This window comes from Pseudarthrobacter albicanus (assembly GCF_018224015.1).
GTDB classification, from domain to species: Bacteria; Actinomycetota; Actinomycetes; order Actinomycetales; family Micrococcaceae; genus Arthrobacter; species Arthrobacter albicanus.
In genome coordinates, this window is sequence record NZ_JAGPOT010000053.1 from 31,544 (window position 1) to 55,566 (window position 24,023).

A 24,023-nucleotide genomic window follows, 5' to 3' on the forward strand; every position below is an offset into this window, starting at 1 on the left:
TCAATCCTTCGTCAGTGCCGTGATGGTTACGGCGTCGGGGGTGGTTTGATGGTCCGCCGGGACGGTGGAGCCCGGCAGGGAAGCGGCGGCGGCACCATGGGCCACCGCCTGTCGGAGGCAGTCGGCCGGGGCGGCGCCCCGGCTGGCGGCGAGCAGATAGCCGGCGAGCGAGGAATCCCCGGCGCCGACAGTACTGACCGCGTTGACCGGCGGATGCGTGGCCAGCCACGCGCCGTCGGCCGTTACAAGCACCGCACCCTTGGAACCGAGGGTGGCCAGTACCGCGCCCACGCCGGAACGCACGACGGCGGCGGCGGCCGCCGCGGCAGCCTCCGGATCCGCTTCGAGTTCCTCGGCGGACTTGTCCGTGGCGAACCCGGCTGCGGCAGCCAGTTCCGCCAGTTCCTCGGCGTTGGGTTTGAGCAGGTCCGGCTTCCCGGAGGCGTCGCCGGAGACCACGGCGGCGAGCGGGCTGCCGGAGGAGTCGACGACGATGCGCGGCGCATCGTTGCCGTCATTGAGTGACCTCAACCGCCGGGTTACGGTGGCGTAGAAGTCGGCTGGAAATCCCGGCGGGAGCGAGCCTGCCAGGACAACCCAGCTGGCGCCGCGGGACTGGTCCAGCAGCAGCCCGATCAGGGCTTCCTGCTGGTCGTCGCTGAGCACCGGCCCGGGCTCGTTGATTTTCGTGGTGACGCCGCCGGGCTCCGTCAGCGCCACATTGCTGCGCAGCGGATCGCCGATGGGCAGGGCGGCGAACGGCACATCGCCGTCCCGCAGGCCGGCAAGCACGGGATCGGTCTCGCCGCCGGGCAGCACGGCGATCGTCTTCAGTCCGGAGGCGGCGAGGGCGCGGGAGACGTTCACTCCCTTGCCCCCCGATTCCTGCCGGACGGAGACGGCCCGCTGGACTTCCCCGCGGAGCAGGGGCCCGGGCAGGGCCACGGTGCGGTCCAGGCTCGGGTTGGCGGTCAGTGTGACAATCATGCGACCACTACCTCCACTCCCGCATCCGCAAGGGCGTCGGCGAGGCCTTGGCTGGGTTTCCGGTCTGTGATCAAGGTGTCCAGATCTTTCAATGAGGCGAACTGGACGAGGGTTTCGGCGTCCAGCTTGGAGGAATCAGCCAGCACCACGATGCGGCGCGCTGATTGGACGAAGGCGGCCTTGACTGCGGCTTCTTCAGGATCGGGCGTGCTCAGCCCGAAGGCCGCATGGATGCCGTTGGTGCCGATGAAGGCTATGTCCGGGCGGATCCGGCGCGCGGCCTCCACCGTGGACTGGCCGACCGCGGCCTGGGTGAGCCCGCGGACCTTCCCGCCCAGCAGGTGCAGGGCGATGCCGGGTTCCCCGGACAGTTTTGCCGCGATGGGCAGCGCGTGGGTGATGACGGTGAGTTCGACGTCGGCGTGTGAGGCGGCGCCGGCCGTCGCGGCCGTGCGGGCGGACAGGAGTTCGGCGAGGGCCTCGGTGGTGGAGCCGGCGTCGATCAGGACGCTGCCGGAGCGGCCCTGGGGGATGAGCGCCAGGGCGGCCTCGGCGATGCGGGTTTTCTCCGGCTGCCGCTGGACGGCCCGCTCGAGGATGCTTTCTTCCGTGGTGCTGAAACGGTCGGGGGAGACCGCGCCGCCATGGACGCGGCGGACGCTGCCCGCGACTTCGAGCGAGGCAAGGTCCCGGCGGACGGTTTCGGTGGTGATGCTGAAGCGCTCGGCCAGGTCCGTGACGCTGGCCCGTCCGCTCGTGGCAATCAACCCCACGATCAGCTGTTGGCGTTCCTCGGCGAACACTTGCCCTCCATTGCGTCGGTGCTGCTGGCTGCCCGGTCAATCACGGCCGGCGGCTCTGTGGATCCTCGTCCGCTCCAGTGACCCGCGTCACCAAAAAGTGGAATTGATTGACTTTATCTTTGAACTTGTGGCTTTGTCAATGGAAAACAACAAGAACGCAGAACCGGCCGGTGGGTCCGCGGGGGACATGCCCAGTGGTCGCGCCGGGGAATGGGCAGTTCGGGATCATGTCCACTCGTGGCCCCGGGCGCGGGACATGCTCCTGGCGGCAGGGACGGGTTTGGCGGGATGGACTGGCAGGGCCGGGCGGGCATGCATCTGGCGGACCGGACGGCCGGGCCCCGCCGGTGGCACGTACTCTTAAAGCAAGGCGTCGGGCCTTCAAAGCGCGCCCGGCCCCGCGCTCCCCGCTGGACTCACAGAAACACGGTTGCCAATGTCTGAAGTTCCCCCCAGAGTCGTTGTCACCGGACTGGGTGCGGTGACCCCGGTAGGCGGCACGAAGGCCGAGACCTGGGCCGCACTGTTGGCCGGGCGCTCCGGAATCGTGGCGCTGGACGAGGACTGGGCGCAGGAGCTGCCGGTCCGCATGGCCGGCCGGGTCACAGTGGAGGTGCCGTCGCTGCTCTCCACTCCCGAATACCGGAGGATGGACCGGTGCGGGCATCTCGCGCTAATCGCGGCCAGGGAAGCATGGGCGCAGGCCGGCCGTCCCGAAGCGGACCCGGAGCGGCTGGCAGTGGTGATCGGCTCCGGCTACGGCGGCCTGGACACCACGCTGGAGCAGGCCCGGACGCTTGATGCCAGCGGCCCGCGCAGGGTCTCCCCGCACACCCTCACCCGTATCATGACGAACGCCCCCTCCGCCTGGGTGTCCATGGACATCGGCGCCAAAGGCGGTGCACGGACCCCGGTGAGCGCCTGCGCCTCCGGGGCGGAAGCCATCTCGCAGGCGGCCGACATGATCCGTGCCGGTGCTGCGGACGTGGTGGTTGCCGGCGGCGTGGATTCCTGCATTAACGGCCTGGTCATCAGCGGTTTTGCGCAAATCCGGGCCTTGTCCACGCGCAACGCGGACCCGCAGTCCGCCTCGCGGCCCTTCGACCGGGACCGCGACGGATTCGTGCTGGCCGAAGGTGCCGGGATCCTGGTGCTGGAACGGGAAGACCATGCCCGGGCCCGCGGGGCGGAAATCCTGGGCGTGGTGGCCGGGACGGCGGTCACGTCCGACGCCGTCGACATCGTCGCCGCTGATCCGGCAATGCAGCGCCGGGTGATGGAAAAGGCGATTGCGGCCGCCGGCCTTGGTCCCAGGGACATCGGCGTGGTCCACGCCCACGCGACCTCCACACCGGTGGGGGACCGCCTGGAAGCGGAAGCCATCAAGGCCGTCCTCGGAAACGGGGTTCCCGTCACGTCAACGAAATCCCTTACCGGGCACCTTCTCGGCGGCGCCGGCGCGCTCGGCGCCGTCGTTCTGGTCCAGGCGTTGCGGACCGGAGCCTTCCCGGGCACGCGCAACCTTGAAGACCCGGACGGCGGGATCGACCTCAACATCATTCCGGAAGCAGTCTGGGGCCTGTCGGCGACGGCGGGCATCGCCAACGCCTTCGGATTCGGCGGGCACAGCACCGCGTTGGTGATCACGGCGGACTGACCGCCGGCCCGCGGGCCACGGTTGACCCGCCTGACCCCCGACGAACTAACGAAAATGACCATTAGCGCCGACGGGTGGTCTTATTCGGCGTCGTGGTCGGTTTCGAGGATTTGGACGAGGTTGTCGAGGGCTTCGTCGGCTCCGGTGCCTTCGGCGCGGAGGACGACGATGTCGCCGTGGGAGGCGCCGAGGCTCATGAGGGAGAGGATGCTGGCGGCGTCGAGGGCTTCGTCGGCGGGTTCGCCTTGGCGGGCGATGGTGACTTCGAGGTCGAGGTCGAGTTCGCCGGCGGCTTCGGCGAAGATCGCGGCGGGGCGGGCGTGCAGGCCGACGCGGCTGGCGATGGTGGCGGTGCGTTCAGGCAATGTGGTTTCTCCTTGGTTCCGGGAAGATGGTTGGGGTTTAGAGGCCGAGGTCGTCGAGGATGGGTAGTTGTTCGCGGACAGTATGGCGGGTTGCGGCGGCGCTGGGGGCGGCGAGGGCGGCGGTGGCGAGTTGTCGGGCTTGTGCGACGGTGACGGTGGCGAGGACCGCGGCCACGGACGCCAGGGCGCGGGCGCTCATGGACAGGGTTGCCGGGGCGAAGACTTGGTTGCTCAATTTCTCCTCCTTGGGAGATCCAGACCGCATTTTCTCTGGCAACAAAAAAGGACCCGAGCGCCGGGTTCAGTGACTCCCGGTGTTCGGATCCTGCCTGGATGACCAGTTACATATCCGGTCCCAGTGTGCGGAAGCAGTGTGAGCCACGTCAAATCCAAGGACTGAGACCCGGTTGAGGCGGGACGGCGGTGCACCGGTATGATCCCGTATCATGAGCCCTGAGCCGAAAACTTCTGAGCCAAACACTTCTGAACCGGGCACCACTGGAACCGTCCGCGCCGTATTCCTTGACGTGGACGGCACGTACGCCGACTTCGGCATCGTCCCCGAGGGTCACGTGCGGGCCGTGCGCGCGGCGCGGGAAGCCGGTCACCGTGTCCTGCTATGCACCGGACGCCCGGTGTCGATGCTGCCCCAGAGCATCCTCGGTGCTGGGTTCGATGGACTCGTGGCCAGCGCGGGAGCCTACGTCGAGGTGGAGGGCGAGGTGCTGGTGGACCGGCGCTTTCCGGCGGACCTTGCGGCCAGGACGGTCGCGGCGCTCGATGCACACGACGCCGTCTACATCCTCGAGGCGCAGGAGTCGATCCACGTGCCGCCGACGGCGTCGGAGCGTCTGCGCACCATCCTCGAGGAGCACTTCCGGCACGCGCGGGACGGCCAGCTGGCGGGATCCAGCGCCATCCTGGATTCCTTGCGGTCCGGGGACGACTTCGCGGCGGTGCGATTCGCCAAGGTCTCCGTCTTTGATTCCCCGGTCGCTATGGACCGGCTGGTCGAGGAAATCGGCGAGGGCATCGACGTCGTCGCCAATTCGATCGCCGACGAAGGCGGCCACGCCGGCGAACTGTTCCAGCGCGGCATCAGCAAGGCGGACGGGGTCGCGTCCGTGATGGCGCATTTTGGCATTGCCCGCGAGGACACAGTCGCGGTAGGGGATGGTGCCAATGATCTGGAGATGATTGCTTTCGCAGGCATCGGCATCGTCATTGAGGGCTCGGCACCCGAGCTTATGGCCATCGCTGACCGCACGGCTGCTCCCCCGCAGCAAGAGGGGCTTGTCGCCGCCTTCGCCGAGCTCGGGCTGACGCGGTGATTTGACTGTGATGCAAATCATGGGTAGTCTCGCTGAAGCAGGCAATGCTGCCTGAAGGATTGTTACTCGGACACGAGGCAAGACCTGAGACGTACGGAAACGTGCGTCTTGGGTCTTTTTTTGTGCCCGAAAGACGGAATGGACAGAAAGGACTGCCATGGCTTCCGTGAATTACCGGACATTGGCCGCAGACATCCTGGAGGGTGTCGGCGGAGAAGATAATCTAGTAGGTGCCACCCACTGCGCAACCCGCTTGCGGCTGACTCTGCGCGACGACGCAAAAGCCGACACCTCCGCCGTCGAAAAGCTGCCCGGAGTCATTACGGTCATGAAGGCAGGCGGCCAATACCAGGTGGTCATTGGCAATGACGTCCCCACGGTCTTTGCGGAGCTCGGGAAGATCAGCCGCTTTGGCAATGAGGACAGCACCGAGGAGGCAGCCCCGGCGCAGGGCAACCTGTTCAACCGTTTCATCCAAATGGTGTCGGCGATCTTCTCTCCCATCCTGTGGCCGTTGGCCGGTGCCGGCTTGTTCAAGGCTTTCCTGGCCCTGGCCGGCAACCTGGGCTGGCTCTCCCCCAGCAACCAAACTTTTGTGATCCTGTCCGCGGCCGCGGACGCACTGTTCTACTTCCTGCCACTATTCCTGGCCATCACTGCTGCCAAGCGCTTCAAGGCGAACCAGTTCACCGCCATGGCGATCGCTGGCGCCCTGGTGTACCCGTCCATCGTGGCGCTCAATACTGCGGGAGCCCCGGTGCAATTCGCCGGAATCCCGCTCGTGATCATGAGCTACACCAGTTCGGTCATCCCGATCATCGTCGCCGTCTGGCTCCAGGGGTACTTGGAGCGCTTCCTGCTCAAGTTCCTGCCCTCGGCCATCCGGAACTTCATGACCCCGCTGCTCACCATGGCCATCATGGTTCCGCTGACACTCATGACGGTGGGCCCGGTGACGGTCCTCCTCGCCCAGGCCCTGTCCAACGGAATCACCGCAGTCTTCGTCTTCGCCCCATGGCTGGCCGGTGCGCTGCTGGGCGGCTTCTGGCAGGTCTTTGTACTCTTCGGCCTGCATTGGGGCCTTGTGCCGGTCATGATCAATTCACTGGCTACCGATGGATACTCCATCATGATGGGCCCGCTGGTGCCAGCCGTCCTTGCGCAGTCCGGCGCCATGCTTGCCGTTGCCCTGCGCTCCCACAGCGCTGCCCGGCGCGAAGTTGCCGCCCCCGCAGCGTTTTCCGGATTCTTTGCAGGCGTCACCGAACCGGGCATCTACGGCGTGAACCTGCCCTTGAAGAAGCCCTTCTACTTCGGCATCGCCGGCGGCGCCGTGGGCGGGGCCATCGTGGGCATCGGCGGAAGCGCCGCCTCGGCCTTCGTCTTCCCGTCCCTCATCTCGCTCCCGGCCTTCGCCGCAGTCGGCAACTTCGCCATGCTGCTACTGGGAACGGCCGTGGCCATCGCCGTTGCTTTCCTGCTGACCTTCTTCTTCGGACCGCGCGAAACCCCTGACACGGACAAGGACGACGCCGGTGTTCCCGACCATGCCGATGAAGGCTCGACGGCGAAGCAGGCAAACGCTGCAACCCCGGGCACCGCACTGGGCAGCGTCAAGGTTCTCGCCCCTGTAACAGGTTCCGCCGTCGCCCTGGCTGATGTGCCGGACAAGGTTTTCGCCTCTGGCGCCATGGGCGCCGGGCTGGGCATCCTCCCGGAAGAGGACACCGTCCACTCGCCCGTCGCAGGCACGGTCCAGGTCGCGATGAAGACCGGACACGCCTACGGCATTAAGACCGATGACGGCGTGGAAGTCCTGGTGCACATCGGCATTGACACCGTCCAGATGAAGGGCGACGGCTTCCAGACGGCAGTAACCCGCGGCCAGCGAGTTGAAGCCGGCGAGCTGCTGGCAACCATTGACCGTGCCAAAATCCGGGAAGCCGGATACAACGACATGACCATCGTGGTGGTCACCAACACCAAGGCCCTGACTGCCGTCCTGCCTCTGGGTGAAGGACACCTGGTACACGGTGTTCCCGCCCTGGACGTAGAACTCTAACCAACGAAAGGACCTGCAGCATGACGCACGCAGCCACCAAACCCGCCACCGGGACATTCCCCCAGGGATTCCTCTGGGGCGGCGCCACTGCCGCCAATCAAATTGAGGGCGCCTACTCCGACGGCGGCAAGGGCTTGTCCATCCAGGATGTGATGCCCCAGGGCATCACGCAGCCACCTTCCGATGGGCCGACGCCGGACAACCTCAAGCAATCGGCCATCGACTTCTACAACCGTTACGCGGAGGACATCGCGCTCTTTGCAGAGATGGGTTTCAAGGTCTACCGGTTCTCCATCGCCTGGAGCCGGATCTTCCCCAATGGCGACGACGAGGCGCCCAACGAGGAAGGCATTGCGTTCTACAGCCGGGTGCTCGATGAGTTGGAGAAGCACGGCATTGAGCCGATGGTGACCATCAGCCACTATGAGACGCCGCTGAACCTGGCGCGCAGCTACGGCGGCTGGACCAACCGGGCGCTGATTGGCTTCTACGAGCGGTACTGCAGGGTGCTCTTTGAACGCTTCGGGAGCCGCGTCAAGTACTGGCTGACCTTCAACGAGATCAACTCGGTCATGCACGAGCCCTTCATGTCAGGGGGCATTCCCACGCCTCGCGCCGAGCTCACGGAATCGGATCTGTACCAGGCCATCCACCATGAACTGGTCGCCTCGGGCCGGGCCACACGGCTGGCGCGGGAGATCATGCCGGCAGCCCAGGTGGGCTGCATGATCCTTGCGCTGCCGGTGTACCCGCTCACGCCGTCCCCGGATGACGTGGTGCGGGCCATGGACACGGCCCACGCCAGCTACGCTTTCGGCGACATTCACTGCCGCGGCGCCTACCCCGGCTACTTGCTGCGGTACTTCCGTGACAATGGCATCGAACTGGACATTACGGAGCAGGACCGCGAGGACCTGAAGAACACGGTGGACTTCGTCTCCTTCAGCTATTACATGAGCATCTGCGAGACGGCTGACCCGGACAAGCAGGAAAAGGGTCCGGGTAACATCATGGGTGGTGTCCCGAACCCCACCCTGGAGGCCTCAGAGTGGGGCTGGCAGATTGACCCGCAGGGCCTTCGGGTTGTCATGAATGACTACTGGGAACGCTGGCAGAAGCCGTTGTTCGTGGTGGAGAACGGTTTGGGTGCCAAGGACGTCCTGGTGGAGTCTGACGGCGTCTTGACTGTGGAGGATGACTACCGGATCGACTACATGAACAACCACCTGGTCCAGGTCCGCGAGGCCATTGCCGACGGCGCCGAGGTCATGGGGTATACCTCCTGGGGCTGCATCGACGTCGTCAGTGCCTCGACCGCCCAGATGAGCAAGCGTTACGGTTTCATCTATGTGGACAGAAACGACGATGGCTCAGGCACCTTGGACCGGCACCGGAAGAAGTCCTTCGGGTGGTACCGAGATGTGATCGCGAGCAACGGCGCGGCACTGAACTGACCCCCTCGGGCGGAGGCCACCGACGACCTCCGCCACGCCTTACCCACCGAAGGGTCACCCACCGAAGGCAGGAGAAACAACGACGTGGAAATCCTGCGCGTCTTCAACAACAACGTGGTCCTCTCGCGCGACCACACCGGCCGCGAAGTGATCCTCACCGGCCGCGGCCTGGGCTTCCAAGCCAAGCCGGGCCAGAAGATCGACCCTGTGAAGGTCCTGCGCACCTTTGTCCCTGAGGGCGGCCGCGACCCCGACCACCTCGGAGCGATGGTTGCCGCCATCCCGCCGGAGCATCTCGTGCTGGCCGAACAGGCCCTCGAGGCGGGGCGTGCCGAGCTGCCCATCCCAGGCAGTACCGTGCTGTCCGTGGCGCTCGCGGACCACCTCAGCTTCGCGATCAAACGGCTCCAGCAGGGCGTGCCCTTTGACTACCCTCTCCGGGCGGAAGTGTCCCACCTCTACCCGGCGGAACTGCGGGCCGCGCGGCGCATCCTTGACCACGTCAATGCACGCCTCGAGTCCCCGCTTGCCGACGACGAGGCCGTGCCGATCGCGCTGCATCTCGTCAATGCCGGTTTCGCCACGGGAGACCTCTCCTATACCTACCAGATGACGGGGGTCTTTGCGCAGCTCTTCGAGGTGCTCGAAAAGGCTTACGACCGCCCTTTCGACCGGGACACGGTCAACGCCGCCCGGTTCATTACGCATCTGCGCTACTTCTTCGTGCGTGCGGGCTCCGGCAAGCAGCTCGAGGAAGGGGCCAGCAAGCTGCGCGCGGCGATCCGGGAGTCCTATCCGGACGCCTACTCCACGGCCCTCAAGCTCCAGGCCGTCCTCGAGCTGCGGCTCGGCGAACCGCTCACCGAGGACGAGGTCACCTACCTGACCCTGCACGTGGCGCGCATGGTCGACGAAGACCGGGTCTGACCCTCTGCAAACGGGGTGCGGGAGCGCTCCGGGGACGGACGACGGCGGCCGCCCGGCCGCCGTCGTCCGTTTAACAGGGCTGGGCGTGTCTCCCGATTTGTTCGTAAAGACTTTGGCAAGCAAGAACGATCTCTCGTACTGCCGTTCTGACGGATGCCCAATGGGAGCGCATTGAATCGCTGATGCCCAGTTCCGACGGGAGCCGTGGCCGGCCGTTCCAGGACCACCGGTTGGTCATGGAGGGCATCGTTTACCGATTCCGGACCGGGATCCCGTGGCGTGACCTTCCCGACCGATTTCATCGAGACTCTCAGCCCATTTTTCTACATCCGCCACACAGATATCATCACTCACGACCAACGATTAACAGGTCCACGGCGGGAAATCCGATTAAAACGCCGACGGGACCCCCAAGGAACGCTGATATGTAGGTTCGGTTGTCACGAGGCGTGGGTGAGCGGCTCCTAACGTTGTGGTTGGGGGCCGCTGAGGCGGCGCCGCCGCGGGAGAAAGCTAGGCTGGGCCGATGGAGACAGTCGTCTGGTCCAGGCCGGAACACGAACGCGCCGGCACCCCGCTGCTGGTGATGATGCACGGCTACGGCACGGACGAATCGCGGATGGCGAAGCTGTTCGGCTCCCTTCCGCCCGGGTTCAGCTGCGCGGCCCTGCGCGGCCCGAAGGTGATCGGGGACCACCACGGCTGGTTCCTGCTGGACTACTTCCTCACCCACGATTTCGCCGACGTCGTCTCCAGCACGAACGCCGTTTTCGCCTGGATTGACTCGGTCAAGGCCCGGCACAGCAGCGTCAGCCTGCTCGGCTACTCGCAGGGAATGGCCATGGCGAGCACGCTGCTGCGCCTCCGGCCGGCCCAGTTCCGGGCCGTCGTCGGGCTTTCCGGGTTTGTCCTGGACAACGAGCTGCTGGCGATGAGCGAATCCTTCGACTCGCCGCCGCCGTTCTTCTGGGGCCGGGACCGGGCGGATCCAGTGATCAACGGCCCCGCCACCGAATACACCGGGGAATGGCTGGAGCGGAACACCCAGCTCACGGCGCGGACCTATCCCGGAATGGGGCACTCCATCTCCGCGGCGGAGCTGGTGGACGTCGGCGCCTTCCTGCGCCACTACGCGCTGCGCTGACGTGCCGCGCTGACGCCCCTAAGGGGCCTCAGTTTGTCAGCGCCGAAAAACGCGTCCATCATGGATAGAGACGATCATCAGATGAGCTGGCTCCGCCGGATTGACCACAGGACTGACCTCGGGACTGACCACAACCGCCCAGCCGGTAGCCGATCAGGGCGCCTTCGCCGCCACGCTGCTGATTGAAAAACTCCACCTCTGCCAGCGAGCGTCCTGGCCCATCGCTGTTGATGCCGGCCGGCTTCCCCGCCGCACGTATGACCACCGACCCGTATCACCGCCGACCTGCCCGACCACCAACGTGCCTTGACCACCGACCTGCCTTGACCACCGTCTGGAAGGACACCGAATCGTGACTGAGCTCCCCGACACCGCCGCCTCGAACTGGACCGGCGCCTCCGCCATCCTCTTCGACCTCGACGGCGTCCTGACGCCGACTGCGGTGGTGCACGAACGCGCCTGGCAGGAACTCTTCGACGGCTTCCTCCGCTCTGTCCCCGGGGCGGCCGGCTACCGCGAAAGCGACTACTTCGAGCACATCGACGGCAAGCCCCGTTTCGACGGCGTCCGCGACTTCCTGGCCTCGCGCAACATCGCCCTGGCCGAGGGCCCGCTGCACGACGATCCGGCGAACGACACCGTGCACGGCCTGGGAAACCGCAAGAACAAGGTGTTCAACGACATCGTCGCGGCCGGCGGCGTCACGCCCTACAAGGGCTCGGTGCGGTTCATCGAAGCCGCGCGGACCCGCGGACTCAAGCTCGCCGTCGTCTCCTCCTCCCGCAACGCCCCGGCCGTGCTCAAGGCCGCGGGGCTGTCCGGCTGCTTCCCGGTGGTGGTGGACGGCGTCGTCGCCGTGGCCGAAGGGCTGGCCGGCAAGCCGAGCCCGGCCACGTACGAGTACGCCGCGCGGCTGCTGGGCCTGCCCAGCGAGGAATGCGCCGTCGTAGAGGATGCCGTCTCCGGCGTCCAGGCCGGAAGTGCGGGGAACTTCCATTCCGTGATCGGGGTGGACCGGGGAGCCGGCCGGCAGACCCTGCTGGACGCCGGCGCCACCCTCGTGGTCAACGACCTCGCCGAACTGCTCTAGCCCCCGCACAGCCCCCCGCACCGCCCGCACCCCCGTCACCCGCAGCAGATACCCGCCAAAGGAACCCAACCATGGCTCTCGTCACCTCGGACCGCACACGGTTCCCCAACGACCCCTGGCAGCTCGTCGAAACCGTCCATGTGCCCGGAAACGCCGGCACGCTGGAAACCCTCTTCAGCCTCGGCAACGGCCACCTGGGCATCCGCGGCGCGCACTGGGCGGCCGCCGACGCCGACCTTCCGGGCAGCTTCATCAACGGCTTCCACGAGACCTGGGACATCAAGCACGCGGAAAACGCCTACGGCTTCGCCCGGACCGGCCAGCGGATCCTCTACATCCCCGACGCCAACAACTTCACCGTGATTATCGACGGCGAGACGCTCAGCCTGGACGAATCCACCGTCCTGGACTACCGGCGCTCGGTTGACTTCGCCACCGGAATCTACGAATGCCGGATCACCTGGCGGTGCCGTTCCGGTGCCACGGTCACCACCACGGAACGGCGCGCCGTCGGCTACGAGTCCCGCGGCGCGCTGGGCATCTCGCTGGAGCTGGAAGCGGACCGGGACATCTCCGCCGACGTCACGTCCGCCGTGATCAACCGCCAGGACCAGCCGGTCGACGACCCCTCGGAGCATGACCCGCGCCGCGCCGGCCGCCACGCCGGGCGCGTGCTGCTGCCCGTGCGGCTCGACGGCGGCGACGGCTCCCTGCGGCTGTCCTGGGAGGCCGCGGAATCCAGGCAGCGGCTCGGCATGGCCGTGGACCACTGGACCTCCGCCGGCGTCCAGCCCTTCGACACCCTGGTGGATCAGGACGAAAGCAGCGTCCGCTATGTGCTGGCGGTCGGCCCCGATGTGCCGTTCGTGCTGGAGAAGACCGTCAGCTACGCCGTCGGGCAGAACGTCGAGGACCTGGCCGGCGCCGCCGAAGCCGGGCTCAGGCAGCTCGGCGAGATCTTCGCCGAAAGCGCGGCGCACTACCGCGGCTACTGGACCACGAGCGACATCGTCCTGGCCGGCCAGACCGAACTCCAGCAGGCCGTCCGCTGGAACCTCTTCCAGCTGGCGCAGGCCACGGCCTGCGCCGACGTCGCCGGCATCCCGGCCAAGGGCGTCAGCGGCTCGGGCTACGACGGCCACTACTTCTGGGACCAGGAGGTGTACCTGATGCCGTACCTGACGTACACCAGCCCGGGCAACGCCCGCCAGGTCCTCGAGTTCCGCCACGGGATGCTGCCCGAGGCGAAGATCCGCGCCAAGGAGCTGAGCGTGGACGGCGCCCTGTTCCCGTGGCGCACCATCAACGGGCTGGAGGCCAGCGCCTACTACGCCGCCGGCACGGCCCAGTTCCACATCGCCGCCGCGATCGCCTTCGCGGCCAACCGCTACATCTGGGCCAGCGGGGACGAGGAGTTCCGGGACACCCTGGGCGCCGAACTGCTGATCGAAACCGCACGGATGTGGGTCTCGCTGGGCTTCTTCGGCAAGCACGGGCTGTTCCACATCCACGGCGTCACGGGCCCCGACGAGTACACCGCCGTCGTCAACGACAACCTGTACACCAACGTCATGGCGCGCTTCAACCTGCGCGCCGCGGCGGCGCTGGATCACCCGGAGATCGACGACGCCGAACGCCAGCGCTGGGAACAGGCCGCCAACCGGATGCACATGCCCTACGACGTGGACCTCCAGGTCCACTCGCAGGACAACGACTTCATGGCCCTGGAGCCGTGGGACTGGTCCACGCCCCGGTCCAAGTATCCGCTGCTGCTGAACTTCCACCCGCTCGTGATCTACCGGCACCAGGTCCTCAAGCAGGCCGACAGCGTGCTGGCGATGTTCCTGCAGTGGCAGGACTTCACGGCCGAGGAGAAGCGCCGGGCCTTCGACTTCTACGACCCGATCACCACGGGCGACTCCACGCTGTCCGCCTGCGTCCAGGGCATCATGGCGGCGGAGGTGGGCTACGGGCAGGCCGCGCTTGACCACTTCACCCACGCGCTGTTCATCGACCTGGACGACACGCACGGCAACACGATCGACGGCGTGCACATCGCCTCCACCGGCGGGGTGTGGAGTTCGCTTGTCAGCGGTTTCGCCGGCCTGCGCGACCAGGCCGCCGTGCCGTATTTCGATCCGCGGCTGCCCGCGGACTGGGACGGGCTGGCTTTCCACCTGAAGATCCGGGGCCGGCTGCTGCACGTCGAACTGGACCAGGGCTCCCTCAGCCTGGCCGTCCGGGAGGGTGGCCCGCTCGACGTCGACGTGCGGGGCGAACTGGTCACCGTCGGCAGCGAGCCGGTGCAGGTCCCGCTGGCAACCGTCGCGGCCCCCGAGCCTACGGTCTTCCCGAGCGGACTTCCGACGGCGTCGATCCCGATTGTGCGCGCCAGCGCCTGAGGCGCGGGTGACCGCCGCCGGGATTGGCCTGTGGGCAGATCAGGGCGGATCGACGGCGCCGATCCGCCCTGATCTGCCTACCCGCGCCGCGCCCCGGCCCGGTCCACTCCCCGGTCCAGCGGGTGGGCGAGCTCGTCGTCGCGCATCCGGGCGACCACCATGGCCGCCACGGCCAGGACCGGGCAGACGCCTCCGGCCGCCAGGAAAATGAGCCACAGCGGCACGACTTCGGCGGCGGGGCCGGCCAGGGCCATCGAGACCGGCATGAGGGCCAGGGACACGAAGAAATCCAGGCTGGACACCCGTCCCAGCAGCTGCGGCGGCACGCGGCGCTGCAGCAGCGTCCCCCAGATGACCATGCCCACGCCTTCGGTGGCGCCGAAAATGAGCAGGGCGAGGGCCAGCAACCAGAAACTGTCCATGATTCCCACGGCGGCGATCGGCAGGCTGCCCGCTCCCCAGCAAGCCATCATGACCGTGAGGTAGCGGCGCGGCAGCGGGAACCAGGCGGTGGCCAGCGAGGCGGCGGCGCCTCCCACGCCCATGACCGCCAGCACGAAGCCGAACATGCGCGAATCGCCGCCGAGCTGGTCCCGGACCACGAAGGGGAGCAGGACTTCGATGGGGCCGATGAGGAACAGCACGGAGATGCAGGCCCAGAGCAGGGTCCACATGAGCCAGGGCGTCCGGACCGTGTAGCCCACCCCCTCGCGGAGGTCCTGGAGCAGCGAGGTCCTGGCGCGGTCCACGCCGGGCCCGGGGTCCTGCTGCGCCCGTCCGAGGTCGCGGCCGAGGAAGTTCAGGATTCCGAAGGCCAGCAGATGGCAGGCCGCCACCCCGGTCACCGCATGGGAGGGGGACAGCGCCGCCACCAGGAGGCCCGCAACCGCCGGGCCGGCCGCCTGCTGCAGGACCGGCCGGATGGTCCCCTCCATGCCGTTGGCTGCCAGCAGGTCCTCCGGCGGCAGGATCCGGGGCAGGATTGCGGAGTAGGCCGGGAAGAAGAACGCCGCCCCGACGCCCAGCACGAAGGTTCCGAGTGCCAGGTGCCAAAGCTGCAGCAAGCCGAGCAGGGCCAGCCCGCTGATGCTTGCAATGACTGCCAGGTTGGCGCCCTCAACCCCGATGATCAGGAGCCGCTGCGGAAACCGGTCCGCCGCGATGCCGCCCGCGAGCACAAAGGCCACCAGCCCCGCGCTGCCGGCCGTCGCCACCAGGGAAAGCTCCAGCGGGCCGCCGCCGAGGTGGATCACCTCATAGACCATCGCCACGGCCCACATTCCGGAGCCGAAGATGGAGATCGCCAGCGCCAGAATCAGCACCCGGTATTCCCGGTGCGCGAACGGTCGCAGGGCCCTCAGCGCGCGCATGGATCCAGTCTAGGCGCGTCCTTTGGCTCGCCCCACCCCGGGCAGGTCCGACGTCGAACCCGGGCCGGCACCGCCGCCGCTACCCGGCGGTAGCCCACGGGTGTGGTGGCTTAGTGTTAAGGGTGAGTGACAGTCAAGAGCTGTCCGGGCCAGGTGCCGCGACCCGCTGTTCCCGTTCCCAGGAGAGGTGAAGATGGCCATGCGAAAGAACCCCGCGCTGAAGATCGCCCAGAAGACGGCCCAGAAAGCGGTCTTCGACGCGCAAGGAAATCCGAAACCAGGCGTCCACAACATGATCCTCCGGGCCATCGAAATCCAGCGGCCGCTGGTGCTCGCCAACATCCGCCGGCTGCAGCGCCGGTATCCCCGGGCCACAGCCGCCCAGTTGGCCGACAGGCTCGAACGCGACTACCTGGCCGCCGTCACCGGCGGCGGCGCGCTGGTCGGGGGATCCGCGGTCATCCCGGGTGTCGGCACCGTCGCTGCCCTGGGCCTCTCCGCCCTGGCTACCGTGGCGTTCCTGGAGGCCACGGCCCTCTACGCCACCTCCCTGGCCGAACTTCACGGCGTGCGCCTGGTCGATCCGGAAAAGGCCAGCACCCTGGTGATGGCCATCATGCTGGGCGAGGAAGGCACCGCCCTGCTGGGCAGCCTCAGCGGCCAGGCTGCGGGCAGGGGCAAGGGCCTCCCGGATGCCTGGGGCTCCGCGTTCGCCCGCAAGACATCCGTCCCGGGGTTCGGCTCCGTGCGGGACCACCTCCAGAAGGCCTTCCTCCGCAGCCTGCTGCGGCGGCAGGGCACGGCGCTCCTGGGGCGGGCGCTGCCCTTCGGCGTCGGCGCCGTGGTGGGCGGGGTCGGCAACCGCGTCATGGGGCGCGCCGTCGTCGCCAACGCCAAGGAGGCTTTCGGCCCCATGCCGGACACCATTCCCGGCGAACTCGTCGCCGGCGCAGGTCCCGGGACCGGCCCCGGTCCCGGCGCAGGTCCAGCCCCTGCCGATCCCGGCGATCATTCCGCCGGACCGCAGTCTCCCGACACCCCTACGAAAGGCTGATTCATTGGATCTGAACGCTGACCTGGGGGAGTCCTTCGGCACCTGGACCATGGGGGACGACGCCGCCATGTTCCCGCTGGTCACGAGCGCCAGCGTGGCCTGCGGTCTGCACGCCGGAGACCCCGTGACCATGCTGGACACCTGCCGTGCCGCCTATGAACTCGACGTCCGGGTGGGTGCGCATCTGGGCTACCCGGACCTGGCTGGCTTCGGCCTCCGTTCCCTGGACATGACCTTCGACGATCTTTTCGGCGCGGTGCTGTACCAGCTCGGCGCGCTGGACGGCGTGGCCCACGCGGTGGGCGCCTCGGTGGACTACGTCAAGATGCACGGGGCGCTCTACGATCGCACGGTGCGCGACGCCGAGCACGCCGCCGCCGTCATCTCCGCCATCCAGGCCTACGACCCAGGACTGCCGGTCCTCGGTTTTCCCGGCTCCGCCCTGCTGGAAACCGCACGGGAGGCGGGGCACCCCGTGTTCGGGGAGGCCTACCCGGGCCGGGCCTACCAGCCTGACGGCACCCTGGTGTCGCGTCCGCAGGAAGGAGCCCTGCTGCAGGACGCCGGCGAGATCGCCGGGCGGGCGGTCCGGCTCGCCACGAAGGGCGAAGTCGAGGCGGTCGACGGCACCGTGATCCGCGTCAGGCCGGATTCGCTGTGCCTGCAGGCGGACACCCCCGGATCCGCGGCCGTAGCCGCCGTCGTGCGCAAGTCACTCGCGGACGCCGGGGTGGAACTGGAGCCCTTCGCCTGACCGGCGGCGGCCGGGCAGCCGAACCCCGTCAGCCTGAAGCGCGAACGGACAGATCCGGCCCGCAAAACGCGGCCGGAGGGGGCCTCAAGTGTCCGTTCGCGCCTGGCAGGTGGTCAGCCGAACACCAGGTGTGCCAGCGTGAAGATGGCCAGCCCGGCCAGGGCTCCCACCACGGTGCCGTTGATCCGGATGAACTGCAGGTCCTTGCCGATCTGGAGTTCGATCTTCCGCGACGTCTCCTCCGCGTCCCAGCGGGCCACCGTCTCGGTGATCACGCCGGCGATGTCCGAGCGGTAGGTCTTCACGAGGTAGCCGGCGGCGTCGCCGATCCAGGTGTTCACCTTGCCGGCCAGCTCGGGATCGACCACCAGGCGGGTGCCGAAGTCGTGCACGGCCGCCTTGAACTTGACGGTCAGTTCGCTGTGGGGATCGTCGACGGCGCCCAGCAGCGCCGCCTTGATGGTGCCCCACGTGCGGGACGCCAGTTCGCGGACCTCCGGGTCGCCGAGGACCTGCGCCTTGATGCCTTCGGCCCGGGCGATCATCACGGGATCGTGCTGGAGGTCCTGCGCCAGTTCCTTGAGGTACTTGTCGATGGACTGGCGGACCTGGTGCTGCGGATCGGACTGCACGGCCTTGGTGAACTTCAGGACCTCAACGTAGACCCGGTCACCCACCAGGCCGTCCACGAACTGCGGAACCCACTGCGGGGAGCGGTCCGAGACCAGCCTGCTGACCGTCTCATGGTTGTCCCGCACCCAGTCCACCGACCGGTCCACGAGCAGGTCCACGAGCGCGTGGTGGTGGCCGTCGGCGAAGATCCGCTCGGCCAGCCGGCCCACCGGAGGCCCCCACGGCGGAGCCAGCAGATGCTTGCGGACCATGCCCTCGATCACGGACTGGACGTCGTCGTCGTTCAGGACCTTGAACGCGCCGCGGATGACGGCGGCGCCCTCCCTGGCGACGCGCTCCGGGCCGCCGGGCCCGGACAGCCAGGCGCCTGCCTTCCGGGCGATGTCGACGCTGGCCAGTTTCTGCTGGACCACCTGCTCGGAGAGGAAGTTGGTCTCCACGAACTCGCCCAGCGAAGCGCCGATCTGGTCCTTGCGGTGCGGGATGATGGCGGTATGCGGGATCTTGATGCCCATCGGGTGCTTGAACAGGGCCGTGACGGCGAACCAGTCGGCCAGGGCGCCCACCATGCCGCCCTCGGCCGCGGCCCGGACGTACTCGAGCCATGGATACTGCTTCTGCAACGCGAAGGCGAGAACGAAGATGGCGGCCATCACGACCAGCAGCGAAACCGCCAGCAGCTTCATTTTCCGCAGTGCCGCAGCTTTTTCGGCGTCGCTCGACGCGGGGGAGCGGCGGGCCGGGGCGCCGGGCTGAACGCCGGACTGGGCGCCGGGCGCACCTGCAGTGCCGCTGGCGCCTTCCGGGCGGGTACTTGGCTCAGTGTTCACCTGCATGTGCCCAGCCTAGTCCCGCGGGCGCAATGCCAGTCCGCTACCGTGTCAGGATGACGATTGACATGTCCCTCCCCGCCCGTCCGCTGGTTTACGCCCATCGGGGCTCCAGCGGGGTCTTCGCCGAGCACACCCGCGCCGCCTACCTGCAGGCGATCGCCGACGGCGCCGACGGCGTCGAGTGCGATATCCGCCTCACCCGGGACCAGCACGCCGTGCTGCTGCACGATGCCACCCTGGACCGCACCTCGGACGGCACCGGGCCCGTGGCGGAGAGGACCCTCGAGGAGCTCCGGCTGCTGGACTTCTCCTCGTGGAAGGGGGCGAGGATCCCGGACGCGTACGGCGCCAGGTCCGGGCAGCTGCTGACGCTGCCCGAGCTGCTGGACCTCCTGCGCCTGGCCGGCCGTGAGATCGGCCTGGCGATCGAACTCAAGCACCCCAGCCCCTTCCAGCTCAAGCTTGAAGACCGGGTCCTCGAGGTCCTGGCGGCCGAGGGCTGGAATCCCGCCACGTCGATGCTGGACAACATCCGGGTGTCCTTCATGAGCTTCAGCCCGGACGCCGTGCAGCACCTGCTCCGGTCGGTTCCCGCGGAGGCCGTCTGCCAGCTCGTGGACGACGTCACCGTGGCGGAAATCCGTGAGGAACTCGGCCTCGGGGCCCTCACGGGTGGGGCGCTGGCAAACGTCATGAAGGCGGCACAGACGGAGGCGGAACGGATCCTGGACGACTGCGAGGTAGGCCTGGCCGGACCCGGCATCGATTACGTCCGCCAGCATGCGCGTGCGGTCCAGCGCTGGCTCGAGTCCGGCCGGCGCTTCCGGGTGTGGACCGTGGACTCGGTAAACGACGTGGCCCTGTGCCAGGGCCTGGGTATCCAGGAGATCACCACGAACCGGCCGGCCGAGGTCCTCGCCCAGCTCACGGCAGGCAGCCAGCCGGTCAGCTGAGGGGCCGGCTGCCGCCGGTGCGCAGTTGGCCGCGGACCCGCCGCGGATCCGCGGCGGGTATGGGCAGATCAGGGCGGATGGGCGCCGTCGATCCGCCCTGATCTGCCCACAGGCCAACCCCGGCGGCGGTGAGCGCAGCGGCGGTGAGCCCGCAGGCCAACCCGCTCAGACGCTAACGCGAACGACTGGGATTACGGCCTTCCCGGCGGCTGTGATTGAGTGGTTCCATGCCATTTAGCAGGTCCAGCCGGGCCACCCAGACTCTCTCCGCGGCTGCCCTGAGCGCGCTGCTGCTGGCCAGCGCCGGGAAGCACTTCCGGGATCCCGGGTTTTATGACCAGGTGGTTCCGGACATTCTCTGCCGCGATGATTCCGGCGGCAGGGCAAACGGACCCCTCGCCGTGCTGTCCCGCGAGGAATGGGTGGCGGTAAGCGGGCTGCTGGAAGCGGGCGCCGCCGTCGGGCTCCTGATCCCGGCCACGCGCCGGGCCGCCGCGGGTTGCGTCGCCGTCATGTTTACCCTCTTCCTCGCCGGGCACGCCGACGCCCTGCGCAAGGCCTATGGCCCGGACGGATCCCCCCGCCGGCGCACGGTGCACACCCTGCGCCTGCCGCTGCAGGCCCCGCTCATCGCGTGGGCCTGGAGCCTGCGGGCTCCCGGAAAGGCCGCCGCGGGGATCCCGGCATGAGGCCGCAGCCGTGAAACTCCTGCAGTCCCCGGCCGTGCGGGTCGGGCTGTCGATCAGCATCGCCACCGGCCTCTACGGCGTATCCTTCGGTGCCCTGTCCGTCACCTCCGGGCTGGACTTCTGGCAGACCATGGCCTTGAGCCTGCTGCTGTTCAGCGGCGGTTCGCAGTTCGCGTTCATCGGGGTGGTGGCCGGGGGCGGTTCCGGCGTCGCCGCCATGGGGGCGGCCACGCTGCTGGGCATGCGCAACGGGATCTACGGCATGCAGGTCAACGCCCTGCTGCGGCCACGCGGCTGGTTGAGGTTCGCCGCCGCGCAGGTGACCATCGACGAGTCCACCGCCACCAGCACCGGGCAGACGGACCCGGGCGAGCAGAAGCGCGGCTTCTGGACCGCAGGGATCGGCATCTTCGTGCTGTGGAACGTCTTCACCGCGGTGGGCGCCCTGGCGGGCGGTGCGCTGGGCGATCCCAAGCAATGGGGGCTCGACGGCGCCGCGGTGGCGGCCTTCCTTGGGCTGCTGTGGCCGAGGCTCAAAGGCCGCGAACCCATGGCGATCGCCGTCGTGTGCGCACTGGCCACCGTGCTGGCCGTGCCGTTCGTGCCCGCCGGCGTGCCCATCCTGGTGGCGGCAGTGGTGGCGGCCCTGATCGGCTGGTTCAGCCACGGCCGCAGCGACGAAGGCCTGGAACCGGATGTGGAACCCTACGCCGGGAACCCCTCCGGTCATCACCCGGGCCATCACTCCGGCCCTGATTCCAATCGTCCCTCGGATCGTCCCCCGGATCGTCCCCCGGGGGGTGCCGAATGAACCTGTGGATGTGGCTGCTGCTCGCCTGCCTGCTGGCCTACGCCTGGAAACTGCTGGGCTACCTGGTACCGGCCAGCCTGCTCCGCGACCCCCGGATGTCCAGGATCGCGGGAACCATGACCATCGGGCTGCTGGCGTCGCTGACGATCGTCAACACTGCCGCCTCGGGCCAATCGTTGACGCTGGACGCGCGGCTGGGAGCACTGGCCGCGGCCGGCGTCGCCCTGTGGTTCCGTGCGCCGTTCCTCGTGGTGGTCCTCGCCGGCGCCGGCGCTGCCGCCGGGCTGCGGCTGCTGGGCTGGGACTGAGCCTGGAGGGAGCCGGCGCTAGCCGAGCACTGCGCCGAACGAGGTGCCGGGCAGCGGCGCCTGCAGCGGCAACGGCCGGTGGGGCCGTTCCGTGCGGATGGCGTCCTCGACGAGGGCGACGGGTCGCCGCCAGGCATCCGAACCGGCCTCCATCGTGTCCACGACGCCGATCAGCATGGCCAGTAGCCGGATCAGGTCCGTCATCGAAATGTCACCGCGGAGGGATCCCTGGCCCTGGCCGCGGCCCAGCAGTACAGCCACGGATTCGATCAGGCCGCCGGTGATGCCGGTCAGCAGCCCCCGCCGGCCTGCCACGGCGTCCAGCAGGTTGGCCTCCTCACTGGCCACCCCCATCACGGCATCGATCACGCGGAAGAGTCCCTCGGCTGCATCCGGGCCGGCGAGAGCCTCATCGATGACGGGATCCACCAGGCGCCGGAGCTGCCGGTTCAACGCCGCAAGTACCAGCTCTTCCTTGTCCGCGAAGTTCCTGAAAAGGGTCGCCGGGCCCACCCCCGCCGTGACGGCGATGGTCTGTAGCGGCACCTCCGGTCCGTACTCGCGGAAGCATTGGCGGGCAGCGGTGATGATCTTGTCCACGTTCCGCGCAGCATCGGCGCGGAGCGGCCTGCGGTCTAGTGCGCGGTCCATTTGCCTAGCGTAGCAACGGGACCTGCGGCCCACCTTGTCATTCAGCCGTCGAGCTCCGGATGACGGTCTCCGCCGCCGCAGCCGGGTGTTTGCCTCCCGCGCTATCCGCATCCCGCGCCGACACCCCGCCGGAACGGAACAGTACTGCCCGCACATGAAAGACTGGAGCCATGTTGCTTGCATTCTCTGTCGCACCCTCGGGACGGCCCCCGGCCGCAGGACCTGATTCCGGCCACGGCCCGGCGGACGACGCCTCCGTCCACGATGCCGTCGCCGAGGCAGTGCGGATCGTCCGCGAATCCGGGCTGCCCAACCACACGGATTCCATGTTCACCACGATCGAGGGCGACTGGGACGAGGTGTTCGCGGTGGTCAGGCAGGCCACGGAGGCCGTGGGACGCTACGGCAGCCGGGTCTCGCTGGTGATCAAGGCGGACATCCGTCCCGGCTACTCCGGGGAACTCACCGGCAAGCTGGACCGGCTGGAGCAGGCCATCGGCGGATCCCCGGATCCGGACCTGGGCTAAGCCTCCCCCGGAAGCTACCGCCAGGCCCGGGCAACTGCGAGACTGGGGGCATGATCGAGCACCAGACCACCCCCGGCTGGACCGCCGTCGAGGACTTCCTGTCCGACGTCGTGGTCCGCCCGGACAGTGCCCTTAAGAATGCCGTGACTGCCGCCCTCGAGGCGGGCATGCCACCCATCGAGGTGGCGCCCAATGCGGGCAAGCTGCTGAAGCTGCTGGTCCAGCTCTCCGGCGCCCGCCGCGTGCTGGAAATCGGAACGCTGGCAGGATTCAGCACCATCTGGATGGCCCAGGGACTGCCCGACGGCGGCCGGCTCGTCACCTGCGAATACCTCCCCAAGCATGCCGGGGTGGCCCGCGCCAACGTCGATGCGGCCGGCCTGGGCGCCAGGGTGGAAATCCGGGTCGGCGCCGCCCTGGACACCCTGGGCGCCCTTGAGGCGGAAGGCGCGGAGCCCTTCGATTTCGTCTTCATCGATGCGGACAAGGAAAACGACGCCCACTACCTGGACTGGGCCATCCGGCTGGGCCGGCCCGGCACCACCGTGGTGATGGACAACGTGGTGTGGGAAGGCGCCGTGCTGGATCCGTCCCTGGACACCGTCAACGCGCCCGGCATCGTCAGTGCGCTGCGGATGATGGGCGAGGACCCGCGGCTGGACGCGACCGTGATCCAGACGGTGGGCACCAAGGGCTGGGACGGGTTCGCCCTGGCGCTCGTGCGGTAGGCCCGTACGGGCGGCGGAAGCCGCACGGCGGGAAGTGCTAAGTATGCTTGGATTGCTAACGCGGCCGGACGGCGGCCGCTGACGCGCACGGACCCAGACGCACTTCCCGAAGGAAAACAGGCCTCCGCATGAACGGGAACCACAACGCCCACCCACCACGGGCCGTCAGGATCAGCTCCTCGACGGCGGACCTCGCCGCGATCGGCCCGACCCTGGAAGCCGCCCATGCCGCCGTCGGCGATGTCCCGGCGCTGCTGGATCTGGCCAAGGCGGTGGCGGAGGCGGCGCCCGGGCCGGGGGAGGGCAGAACCGGCTTCCTGTGGGAGATCCTGGCCTCGGTCACCGCCGTCGACATCGCCGCCAGCCGGGTGCTCAGGGCTCCGGTCATGGTGGGGTGATGGGTTTTCGGGTTCGTTGAGTTTCCGGTGTTTTTGATGGCTGGAGGGCTGTTAATCTGATCCGCTCTGTGAGAAAATAGATTTGTGCTGAT

24 protein-coding genes and 1 pseudogene are annotated in these 24,023 nt (G+C 68.2%); 18 read left to right on the top strand and 7 right to left on the bottom strand.

Features of this window, described 5'->3' with window-relative positions:
• Both J9611_RS12820 and J9611_RS12825 read right to left on the bottom strand, forming a co-directional pair.
• Positions 1-987: a 1-phosphofructokinase family hexose kinase gene (locus J9611_RS12820; protein WP_211880702.1), complete on the bottom strand. Its 987-nt coding sequence runs from the start codon at positions 985-987 to the stop codon at positions 1-3.
• Positions 984-1,790 (bottom strand): DeoR/GlpR family DNA-binding transcription regulator, encoded by an 807-nt coding sequence (locus J9611_RS12825; protein ID WP_211880703.1) that lies wholly within the window; start codon positions 1,788-1,790, stop codon positions 984-986. The genes J9611_RS12820 and J9611_RS12825 overlap by 4 nt, the downstream gene beginning before the upstream one ends.
• A gap of 436 nt (positions 1,791-2,226) precedes the next feature.
• Here J9611_RS12825 and J9611_RS12830 point away from each other — a divergent pair, with 436 nt between their 5' ends.
• On the top strand, positions 2,227-3,447 hold the full coding sequence (locus tag J9611_RS12830; RefSeq protein ID WP_211880704.1) for a beta-ketoacyl-[acyl-carrier-protein] synthase family protein: 1,221 nt from the start codon (positions 2,227-2,229) through the stop codon (positions 3,445-3,447).
• Between the two features lie 80 nt (positions 3,448-3,527).
• Here the strand turns inward: J9611_RS12830 and J9611_RS12835 are convergent, their stop codons facing one another.
• The gene (locus tag J9611_RS12835) at positions 3,528-3,812 is read right to left on the bottom strand and encodes an HPr family phosphocarrier protein (RefSeq protein ID WP_211880705.1); all 285 of its coding nucleotides are present in this window, start codon (positions 3,810-3,812) and stop codon (positions 3,528-3,530) included.
• Between the two features lie 37 nt (positions 3,813-3,849).
• Positions 3,850-4,047: a hypothetical protein gene (locus J9611_RS12840; RefSeq protein ID WP_211880706.1), complete on the bottom strand. Its 198-nt coding sequence runs from the start codon at positions 4,045-4,047 to the stop codon at positions 3,850-3,852.
• A 211-nt stretch (positions 4,048-4,258) separates the two neighbouring features.
• Here J9611_RS12840 and J9611_RS12845 point away from each other — a divergent pair, with 211 nt between their 5' ends.
• The 8 genes and pseudogenes from J9611_RS12845 to J9611_RS12880 all read left to right on the top strand — a co-directional run bounded on the left by J9611_RS12845 (position 4,259) and on the right by J9611_RS12880 (position 14,222).
• Positions 4,259-5,143 (top strand): HAD-IIB family hydrolase, encoded by an 885-nt coding sequence (locus tag J9611_RS12845; RefSeq protein WP_211880707.1) that lies wholly within the window; start codon positions 4,259-4,261, stop codon positions 5,141-5,143.
• 157 nt (positions 5,144-5,300) lie between these two features.
• Positions 5,301-7,205, top strand: coding sequence for a beta-glucoside-specific PTS transporter subunit IIABC (locus J9611_RS12850; protein ID WP_211880708.1), 1,905 nt, complete (start codon positions 5,301-5,303; stop codon positions 7,203-7,205).
• Positions 7,206-7,225: 20 nt separating this feature from the next.
• Positions 7,226-8,659 carry a glycoside hydrolase family 1 protein gene (locus tag J9611_RS12855; RefSeq protein ID WP_211880709.1) on the top strand — a complete coding sequence of 478 codons (1,434 nt, stop codon included), beginning with the start codon at positions 7,226-7,228 and terminating at the stop codon, positions 8,657-8,659.
• 84 nt (positions 8,660-8,743) lie between these two features.
• Positions 8,744-9,586, top strand: coding sequence for a PRD domain-containing protein (locus J9611_RS12860; protein WP_211880710.1), 843 nt, complete (start codon positions 8,744-8,746; stop codon positions 9,584-9,586).
• Between the two features lie 128 nt (positions 9,587-9,714).
• Positions 9,715-9,885, top strand: a pseudogene (locus J9611_RS21935) (transposase); the annotation flags it as partial.
• 227 nt (positions 9,886-10,112) lie between these two features.
• On the top strand, positions 10,113-10,730 hold the full coding sequence (locus tag J9611_RS12870) for an alpha/beta hydrolase (protein WP_211880712.1): 618 nt from the start codon (positions 10,113-10,115) through the stop codon (positions 10,728-10,730).
• Positions 10,731-11,082: 352 nt separating this feature from the next.
• A complete protein-coding gene (locus tag J9611_RS12875) occupies positions 11,083-11,820 on the top strand; it encodes an HAD family hydrolase (RefSeq protein ID WP_211880713.1) in 738 nt (245 codons plus the stop codon).
• A 71-nt stretch (positions 11,821-11,891) separates the two neighbouring features.
• Positions 11,892-14,222, top strand: a complete 2,331-nt coding sequence (locus J9611_RS12880) for a glycoside hydrolase family 65 protein (RefSeq protein ID WP_211880714.1) — start codon at positions 11,892-11,894, stop codon at positions 14,220-14,222.
• 77 nt (positions 14,223-14,299) lie between these two features.
• Here the strand turns inward: J9611_RS12880 and J9611_RS12885 are convergent, their stop codons facing one another.
• Positions 14,300-15,592, bottom strand: coding sequence for an MFS transporter (locus J9611_RS12885; protein ID WP_211880715.1), 1,293 nt, complete (start codon positions 15,590-15,592; stop codon positions 14,300-14,302).
• A gap of 193 nt (positions 15,593-15,785) precedes the next feature.
• Here J9611_RS12885 and J9611_RS12890 point away from each other — a divergent pair, with 193 nt between their 5' ends.
• Positions 15,786-16,646 carry a hypothetical protein gene (locus J9611_RS12890; RefSeq protein WP_246527769.1) on the top strand — a complete coding sequence of 287 codons (861 nt, stop codon included), beginning with the start codon at positions 15,786-15,788 and terminating at the stop codon, positions 16,644-16,646.
• A 4-nt stretch (positions 16,647-16,650) separates the two neighbouring features.
• The gene (locus tag J9611_RS12895) at positions 16,651-17,400 is read left to right on the top strand and encodes a LamB/YcsF family protein (protein ID WP_211880716.1); all 750 of its coding nucleotides are present in this window, start codon (positions 16,651-16,653) and stop codon (positions 17,398-17,400) included.
• 113 nt (positions 17,401-17,513) lie between these two features.
• Here J9611_RS12895 and J9611_RS12900 read toward each other — a convergent pair whose 3' ends face one another.
• Positions 17,514-18,869, bottom strand: coding sequence for a DUF445 domain-containing protein (locus J9611_RS12900; protein WP_211880717.1), 1,356 nt, complete (start codon positions 18,867-18,869; stop codon positions 17,514-17,516).
• A gap of 50 nt (positions 18,870-18,919) precedes the next feature.
• Here J9611_RS12900 and J9611_RS12905 point away from each other — a divergent pair, with 50 nt between their 5' ends.
• From J9611_RS12905 to J9611_RS12920, 4 genes are all read left to right on the top strand, one after another.
• Positions 18,920-19,819, top strand: a complete 900-nt coding sequence (locus J9611_RS12905) for a glycerophosphodiester phosphodiesterase (protein ID WP_211880718.1) — start codon at positions 18,920-18,922, stop codon at positions 19,817-19,819.
• A gap of 227 nt (positions 19,820-20,046) precedes the next feature.
• Positions 20,047-20,508 (top strand): DoxX family protein, encoded by a 462-nt coding sequence (locus J9611_RS12910; protein WP_211880719.1) that lies wholly within the window; start codon positions 20,047-20,049, stop codon positions 20,506-20,508.
• A gap of 10 nt (positions 20,509-20,518) precedes the next feature.
• Positions 20,519-21,319, top strand: a complete 801-nt coding sequence (locus J9611_RS12915; RefSeq protein WP_211880720.1) for an AzlC family ABC transporter permease — start codon at positions 20,519-20,521, stop codon at positions 21,317-21,319.
• Positions 21,316-21,627 carry an AzlD domain-containing protein gene (locus J9611_RS12920; RefSeq protein ID WP_211880721.1) on the top strand — a complete coding sequence of 104 codons (312 nt, stop codon included), beginning with the start codon at positions 21,316-21,318 and terminating at the stop codon, positions 21,625-21,627. Before J9611_RS12915 ends, J9611_RS12920 begins: the two co-directional genes overlap by 4 nt.
• An 18-nt stretch (positions 21,628-21,645) precedes the next feature.
• Here the strand turns inward: J9611_RS12920 and J9611_RS12925 are convergent, their stop codons facing one another.
• Complete coding sequence (locus J9611_RS12925) at positions 21,646-22,278, bottom strand: TetR/AcrR family transcriptional regulator (protein ID WP_211880722.1); 633 nt, start codon at positions 22,276-22,278, stop codon at positions 21,646-21,648.
• A 170-nt stretch (positions 22,279-22,448) separates the two neighbouring features.
• On the opposite strand from J9611_RS12925, the gene J9611_RS12930 reads away from it, so the two are divergent.
• From J9611_RS12930 to J9611_RS12940, 3 genes are all read left to right on the top strand, one after another.
• Entirely contained in the window at positions 22,449-22,805 is a 357-nt protein-coding gene (locus J9611_RS12930) for a thiamine-binding protein (RefSeq protein ID WP_211880723.1), read from the top strand.
• Between the two features lie 50 nt (positions 22,806-22,855).
• Entirely contained in the window at positions 22,856-23,533 is a 678-nt protein-coding gene (locus J9611_RS12935) for an O-methyltransferase (RefSeq protein WP_211880724.1), read from the top strand.
• A 128-nt stretch (positions 23,534-23,661) separates the two neighbouring features.
• Positions 23,662-23,931, top strand: coding sequence for a hypothetical protein (locus J9611_RS12940; protein ID WP_211880725.1), 270 nt, complete (start codon positions 23,662-23,664; stop codon positions 23,929-23,931).
• Positions 23,932-24,023: the final 92 nt, after the last annotated feature.